Here is an 8,411-nt window from a genome sequence, read left to right on the forward strand (position 1 = left end):
GATCGAAGTTTTCAACGATCTGGTCAAGAACGCAGTGTCGCCATGATCACTTGATCCCGCCGAGCCAACCTGAGCCCCGGCGGTGGCGGTCAGCGCATGCGGATGCACCGCACCTGCACTCGGATAGGTGTAGGTAGTGACCTGGTCGCCAGTGCCGGTATGAACGGTTTGGCTGGTCCGGTTGCCGATGGCGTTAATCGTCCAGGAATGCCAGTACGGTGCCGGGCCACCCAAGGCGCGCACTGAACGAGGTGCGGTGCAGTCGCCGGACGCCGGCGTCCAAGCCTGGGTCAGCTGACGCAGGTGGTCGTAAGCGAAGCACTGGGTGTCATCGATCGGGTCGGGCTCCCGGTCCGCGATCCGAGTGATGTTCCCGGCGTCGTCGTAGCTGTAGTTGAGGTCGGCTAGCACGTCCGGGTTGATGGCGTCGCGGGTGGTCAGGAAATCGGTGATCCGTCCGGTCTCCACCTCCCGGTCGAATCCCTGCCAGACCCGGGCGCCGCTGCCGGTGTACAGTTCGATGTTCTCGACCAGCCCGAGCGCGTTGTAGTCGGTGTCTACCACGTAGTTGCTGATCGTGCCCCCCGAGACTCGGCTGAGCGTTTTAGGCTGGCCAAGCGCGTCGTATCCGTAACGCAGGGTCTCCGACGGCAGGTCGCTGTTGGTGTTCGGCAGCGTTACGGCACTCAGACTGCCGTCGATATTCCAAGTCTTCTCGTAGAGATACGCACCGCCGACTCCCGGCTCGGTGGTCGGGATGTCGTACTTGACTCCGGTTTCCCGGTACAGATCGGTGTAGCCGAGGTACTCGACCTGGTAGGCGAGACCCTCGACCTCCCGGACGCTCCGCGTCAGGAGGCCCTTGGCGAGCGTGTCGTACTGCCACTCCGCCCGCAGCACCCCGCTAGTGCTGTTCTCGTACAGACCGATCTTCCGACCGAGTTGGTCGTACCGGTAGGCCAACTTCCGATTACGAGCATCGGTGCTACTGGTCATCCGGTCGGCGTTGTCGTAGGTGTAGACGCTGGTTCCGCTGTCCGGGTCGACGACCTGGACCTGCCGGCCGCGGATGTCGAAGGTGTAGGTCCACGAGTTGCCGGCAGCGTCGGTGAGCCCGGTCAACTGGTTCTTGCGGTTGTAGGTGTAGGTAGTGGTGTCCCACGATCCGTTTACCCCTGGGGTCGGAGCCGGGCCGTGGTATCGACGCTGTTCCACCCGGTTACCCCGGGCGTCGATGATCGTCGAGGAAGCGGTACCGCCGGCTGGCGGCGTCACATCCTCGCGGTCCCCTCCGTAACCAATGGAGGTGCGCCATCGCTCGGCGTTGTACGGCTGGAAAATCACTGCGGTCGGTCGGCCCACGCCGTCGTACTCGATCCGGTTCTGAGTATGGATGTGTGCACCATCCACGGCGCTGGCCAGTGTGGTGCCAGGGTCACCGACGGCGTGGTACTTGTCATACGTGCGCACTTTTCGCCCGGCGGTGTCATAGAACGTCTCGGTGATCAGACGACCACCTGCAGGGGAAGGAGCCTGTGTCTGCCGATTTCTCAGCAGACCGTCGAACAGTTCGTAGGAGCTGACGTAGTCGCCCTCAGCGTTGAGCTTCGAGGTCCGAACCACTGTAGGCGCAGTGGTGCGGACCGTATAGCCGAAGGTCATGTTCGCCGACTGGGTGGTGCTGCTCCGGTTGGGCAGCCAGACAGAGGTGAGCCGGCCGAGTCCGTCGTACGCCAGATCAGTCCTTTTGTCGTTCGGGTCGAGGATGCTGCTCTCGATGCCCCAAGCTGGGATGAGGGTCGTCTTGGTCTCGTGATTCCGCGGGTTCCTGACCGTCACCTGGGTGGTCGGTCCGCCGAGCGCCGGTGTGTAGGTGGTGGTTGTCAGGAAGTTCATCGCGTCCCAGCTCGACGTGGGTCGGCCGTGGCTGTCGTACGCGGTCCGTTCCTTGGCGACAAAGCTTGGTGTGCCGGCATTCCACGCCGCCATCACCTCAGTACGGGTCGGCAGGCCACGAACGTCGTTGTCGTTCGTCGGTAGCGTCCCGTACGCCGCGTCGTCGTAGGAGAGGCGGGTCTCTCCCATGATGTCGGCCTCCGTCAGCGTGCCGTTGCTGGCCGAGCAGGACACCGCAAATTCCCGCGTCCGTTTGATCCGATCCATCAGCCACGTGGTGTCGCGCCGGAGGTACTCGGTCTTGGTGCACCGCTCGTCGCCGGTACTACCTTCCACCCCGTGGTCGTCCACCTGGGTCGGCATGCCGAGGTTGTCGTAGCTGGTCGTGGTCCGGGTGACTCGCTCGCCCCGGCCGCCGTCGAGTGTGACGTAGCTGCGGGCGGTCCCAACCCGGACGAAGCGTCCGGTCACCGTGTCACCGTTGACCGTCCGAGTGGCCGTCGGCCCGGACGCCCAGGGATCGCTGACCTCTCGGGAAACCACGTCACCGGTCGGTCCGTTGCGGACCTTGACCTCGCGGGCCATGCCGGCGAACCAGTCTTGATCGGTGATGCCGTCCACGCTCGCGTTCGTCGTGCCGCCGGAAGGTGCCGCCCGGTCACCGTGCATGCCACGGAAGTAGCGGGTTTCGGTGTACATCTGTTCGCCGGCGTCGCCTACTGTCACCCCGACGCGCCCGTAGCCACGGAATACCGACCAGGTCTTCTCGTCCTTGTCGACGAGCCCGTCGTCATCGGTGTAACGCCACGCTGCACCATCGTGGTAGCTGTACGAGTATGCCTTCCGCGGGCTGCCGAACGGTGGCGATCCGCCGGTGTGGTCGATCTCGTAGATCGTGGTGACGACGTACTTGTGGAACCAGTCGGTTACCGCCGATTGGTAGCCCTCCGGCGTCCACAAGACCGGATAACACCGCTTGATGTTCGAATGCGGGGTCGGGGTGCTACCGGCAACACACTCCTCCTCCGAGTAGGTAACATTGATCGTGCCGCCGGTCTCGTTACGAATCATCGCAACGCGCCACCAGTTCATCGCTGCAGCGAAGTCAATGGTGTCGACCCGGTTCGGTAATTGAATTCCAGTCAGTTCGACGTCGGGCAGCGTTGTGGTTCCGCCGACCAGACCTTCATGGGAAATTTTCTCCAGCCAGAGGCCAGCTCGGGTGCCGTCACCCGGATCGGGGAACCCGTGAGTCAGAGTCCATCGCTCCACGTTGCTGAACGCGCTACCGTTGCGCACCTGCGTGGTGACCTGGCTCAGCCGTTTACTGGACCAAAACGTCGGGCTGAACTGGTCCACACAGGTCGAGCCGGTGCACTCCGAGTCCCACGGAGTGTCCGGCCATCTCACCTCGTTCTTGGTAGCACAGTTACTCAAGCACCGGTCTGCCTCGGTGAAGACCACCCGTGCCGAGGCGCCGTTGTCCAGGGCCGAATCACGGCCAGACGTCAGCCGGGTGCCGTAGTCGATTCGCTCAAGGTAACCGCCACGGTCGTAGCTGACCGCATCACCTGCTGTCTTATTCCTCCCATACTTGTTCGTCTCCTTTGCATACCAGAACGACATCGAGTCACCGTTCAGGTTGACGATGTGTTCCAGATTCCACCGCCAGGTACGCTCACATGAGGAATCAACGAACGCCGGATTCCGGCACGGCTCATTCGGGTCGTTGCCGAACACCGGCGCGTTCCACGCCGAGTTCGTCAACGGATCGCCGTTGACCCACCCCGGCAACCGGTTGGAGCCGAACCGGTACTGCGTTCCGTCGGTGGTGGTGAGCGTCCAATATTCGCCATTCTCGTCGCCGTTTGCCGCTCCGGTGTGCCGGATGATTCGAGCCCCATCGTCGGTTCGCAGGTGCCATCTCTGCTCAGACGAGTTGTAGAGCAACTCACCGGAGAAGCCATCGAGGTGCAACGTCGCGTTGTCGGTCTCCCAACACAGGTCATACGTCTTGGTGGTGTTGTTTCCCCCGGTGTCCTTTGCGCACGAGCGGTACCGGCGCTCAATGTAGCCGCCCGGCCAGAACTCGAAACCCTCGCCGATCCAGGAGGGCTGGTTGTTCGACGCCGCGTGCCGGCCGTCCACCGACTGAGACGAGTAGCCGAGGGCCAGATCGGGCTCCAGGCCGCCTGGGGCCGGCGGCACCCGCATCGGGTACGACCAGGTGAAGGAACCGGTGTTCCCCCCAACCGACCAGGTCGACGACGGTTGCAACGGGGTCGCCGAGTAGTCGCCCGCAGGCCCGGAGGCGCCTGCCGTCACCGCCACCAGCGTGCCCGCCGCTGCTATCGACACGTCGGCCGAGACCGTCCTCGTAACCGGGTTGTTTCGCGACCTCAGCGACGTTCCCGCGCAACGCCTCTGCTCCGGCGTGGTCAGCGCGCACTCAGGCAGGGTCACAAGCCGCAACCGGCTTGCCCAATCACCGCCGTACGCGGTGGCGAACGATGAGTAGTCGACTGTCATCTGCAGAGCGGTGGACCCGGAGCTGGCCCGAGTACTACCAGCGGCGGCCAGGTCGGCCTGTCCGATCCGAAGCAGCACGCCCTTGATACCGGCCCGCTCGGTCACCTTACGGTCCAGGGTCTGCACCCGTACCCGCTGCGCATCCAGGCTCTGCAACCGCATCCGCTCCGGGGAAACCGCCCCGGTACTGGCTCGTTCGACTCGGACCGGGAGGCCGCCTACCCGCACCGAGGTGACCCTCGCGCCGATGCTTAGTTCGGCCACGGCCATCTCGGCCAACGGCCAGGCCTCCGCCGGTTTCGCGCCGGCGCTGCGCATCGGCGTGGCTGGTTCCGGTGCGGTTACCGCCACGTCGGTGACTGCGACTGTGGGCACTGGCCGGGCGTCGGGCTTGACCGACCGCGATTCATCGGTCCGGGCCGACGCCGGAGCTTGCAGCAGGGTCACCGCGAGGACCGCCGCGATGACACCGGACAGGATGGAGCGACGACGACGCTGCCATCGAGCCGACGGCGCCACCAGGTCGAATTGAGGGGTTACCTTCACCGATGCTACCTCCGGGGCCGAGTTGGTTAGTCAAGGCGGAACGGATAGACGGGATCACCGGGACCGGCCCAGTCGGCCGGTCCCGGGCAGGGGGTCGGCCTAGGGGAGGCGTTCGATGCGTAGTCCAGTTCCGGGATGGAGCACCGGCTGCCGGTAGGTGTAGGAAAGGGCAGCGGTACCGTCTACGTTGTCGATACCAATCGTCGAAGCACCTCCCTGCTCGATATTTGTTCCGTCGTTGTCGGTGTAGGCGAAGGTGTAGCCCCCAGCCTCATCGATGATCACCTCAAAGGAAATCCTGGTCATCGGGTCCTCGTACGATCGAACATTGCGCCACTCCAGAATGAACTGACGATTCGGCGCGCTGCCGATCGTGGCTGTCCGGACGCTGGCGTCGGTGTCAACGATCCAGTCGTGCCACATGGGGTATATCGCAGCCTTCGGCAATTGCGACTCCGTCGACGACGGGATCGGCCAGGCGTCCGGCGACGAGGCCTCGGGTTCGACGAACGTGAGCAGTCCGTTGGTATCGACCCAGGCGGACGTGTACGTCTGCCCGTAGTGGATCACTGGGAATGGCAGGGTGATGGGGGTGACTGCGTCGTCACCCGTAAGCGGCAACACCGTACCGTCGGCCGGAACGAAACTGACCGGCTGTTCGGCGATAGTGTAGTGGGCGTCGGCCGGCGTGACGCCACGGGCAAAGCTCACCACACTCGTAGTGTTCGTGCCGACCGTCACCGGCGTCACCGCCGACCCGACGCACGGACCTGAACCCAGGGTTGCAATCACCGCGTACGTCCCGCCGGGTACCTCCGCGAACTGGTAGCTGCCGCCGGCGCCGGTGGTGACACTCTGCCCGGCCATCGCGACGGTAGCGCTGGCCATGGGCGTGCCCTGACAGGTCACCGTGCCGCGCACGACGCCGGAGCCCGGCGGATTGGGCTTGAAGAAGATGCCCTTACCGGATGCGAGTACGGCTTCCTTGTGCGAGTACTGGAACGCGACGGTTCCCGAGCCGTTCTCGATGCCGACCGTGGCAGCCGACCCCTGCTCACCGGCATGGGCGGGGTTGATATCGGCATAGGTGAAGGTGACATCACCATTCTCATCGAACACCGCCGAGAACGAGGCCCGCGCCGAAGTGTCACCGTAAAGGTGTACGTTGCGCCACTCCACCACCCACCGTCGGTTCGGCGCGGTGCCGCTGGTCGCGGTGGCGATCCGGGCGGCGGAGTCGACGACCCAGTCATTCCAGTGCACGTAGACGGCGGCGTTGGGCCGGCCCTCGGACGGCGGCGACGGGATGGGCGTCGAGTTGGCGTAGATCCATCCATGGAAGGCCGGGTTTCGGAAGGTCATCACCCCGTTCGCGCTGATCCACGCTGAGCCGTAGGCCTCGCCGTACAGCTTGATGGGGAACGGCGGGACTGCCTGCCACACTGAGTCGTCACCGCTCCACGCCTCGACAACGTTGCCGGGAATGAATGCCTGCGGACCGGTCCCGCATCCGTATCCGAACTCGTCGCCGTCGATCATTACCGAAAGGTCGATACGGGTCGTGGTACCACCGGCGAAGTTGAACGCTTCCCGGGCGTACTGGCCAGCACAACGGTCATCATCTGTCACGGCGGCAACGATGTGCTCACCGATCGGCACGCCGGTGAACTCATAACTGCCGTCTGCGGCGGTCAAGGTGGTCGCCCCTGACGGTGCCAGGGTGACGGTACGACCGGCCACCGGCTCGCTCGTGACCGCAGTCGTCACCGTACCCCGGACTGTGCCCGACGCGTTCGGGGTGTACGTGATAGAACCGTTGCTCGGCATTACCGCTGTGTGGAAGGAGTACAGGGCTGCGACCTCGGCCCGTTCTGTGCTCTCCAGCCCGACGGTGGCCCCCGCCCCCTGCTGGATCGGGGTGGTCAGGGTGCCGTAGTGGAATGCGATTCGCCCGTCTTCGTGCAGCACCAGCTCGAAGGTCACCCGATTGTTCGGCGCGGCTACCCCCTGCATCAGCAGATTGCGCCACTCCACTACGAACCGCTGGTCCGGTGTGGAGCCCAGCAGCTGAGTTCGGATGCTGGCCGACGAATCCACATTCAGGTCGTCCCAGAACGGGGCGATGACCCCGTTCGGAATCGCTGCCGTCGGCATCGTCGGGTTCAGCCAGATCTGGTTCACGTCGCCTGGCTGAGCGCCGAAGTTGATCAGACCGTTGGTGTGCAGCCAGGCATTCGAGTACGGCCTGCCGTGGTAGGTAAACGTGAACGGCAGCGACAGGTTCGCCCATGCGTCGTCGCCGGTCAGCGCCACAACGTTCGACGCCGCCACGTAGCCCGACGCGCCCACCACACAGGCGTACCCCATCGTTCCGTAGTCGGGCCCCAACCGGAGGTCGGACGTGCGGTTGTCGTCCAACTCCACCAGTACCTCGGCGCTACGGCCACAGCGGGCCCCGACCCGCGCCGAGACGGTGTAGCTGTCCGCTACCAGATCCTCGAATCCCCACGCCCCACCTGGGCCGGTCGTCGTCGACAACCCACGGGGGTCGAGCGTCACCGTCGCACCCACCACCGGGTTACCGCTTTCGTCCCGCAGCACCCCGGAGAGGTCGTGCAACTCCAGCGTGCCATCCTCCTGCGGGTGCACGAAGTTGATGGCCTGTCCGCTGGCTAGTGCGGGCTCGTCCACCGAGTACGCCAGACCGATCTCGCCGTCCGGCGCCTCGATCCCGACCGCGGCGAATGCACCCCGCACGGGTTCGCTGGTGAGCCCGTCGTAGTTCGTGGTGATCGTGCCATCCGGAGCCAGGACCACCTCGAAGGAGAGCCGCTGGGCCGAGTTGCCCTTGCGGTGTACGTTTCGCCACTCGACCACGAACCGCTGGTCCGTCTCGGTGCCGGTGCTCGCCGTTCGCACACTCGCCGACCCGTCCACCACGAGGTCGTCCCAGAACGGGGCAATCAGCGCGTTGGGTGCCGCCGGTAGCGGCCAGGTGCCGCTGGTCTTCGGGTGAGACCCATCCGGGTCAATGAAGGTTAGATAGCCGTTGGTGTCCACCCACCCGGACAGGTACGCCTGGCCGTAGAACGGGAAGGCGAACGGCAACGGCACCTCGGTCACCGCGTTGTCGCCAGCCAACGGAAGCACCGTCTCGTCTGCGGTAGCAAACGAAGCTGTTTGGCTGGCGCAGGTGTAACCGGAGTCGTCCGTGTACGGCGCGAGGTAAAGATCCCGCCACCGCGGCGAACCAGCGGTGATGGTCACCGTCGCGCTTGCGGTCAGGCCGCACCGGTCACCATAGTTTGCCACAAGCGTGTATGTGCCCGGTGGCATACCGGTGAAGGAATAGGTCCCGGAACTGTCGCTCACCGTCTGGTACCCAGGGCTATTGCAAAGTCGGGTGACCCCTGGTCACGGCAGGGTTTCCCGTGGTTACG

At 64.8% G+C, this 8,411-nt stretch carries 2 protein-coding genes; both read right to left on the reverse strand.

Translation table 11 applies throughout. From position 1 onward, the window contains the following. On the reverse strand, nucleotides 1–4,971 hold a 4,971-nt coding region (locus tag ACFHW1_RS28230), incomplete at its 3' end, for an RHS repeat protein (protein ID WP_416616607.1). Between the two features lie 99 nt (nucleotides 4,972–5,070). Then, the gene (locus ACFHW1_RS28235; protein WP_416616608.1) at nucleotides 5,071–8,031 is read right to left on the reverse strand and encodes a carboxypeptidase regulatory-like domain-containing protein; all 2,961 of its coding nucleotides are present in this window, start codon (nucleotides 8,029–8,031) and stop codon (nucleotides 5,071–5,073) included. Between the last annotated feature and the right edge of the window lie 380 nt (nucleotides 8,032–8,411).

It is taken from the genome of Micromonospora sp. LOL_014, assembly GCF_048060245.1.
GTDB lineage: Bacteria > Actinomycetota > Actinomycetes > Mycobacteriales > Micromonosporaceae > Micromonospora_E.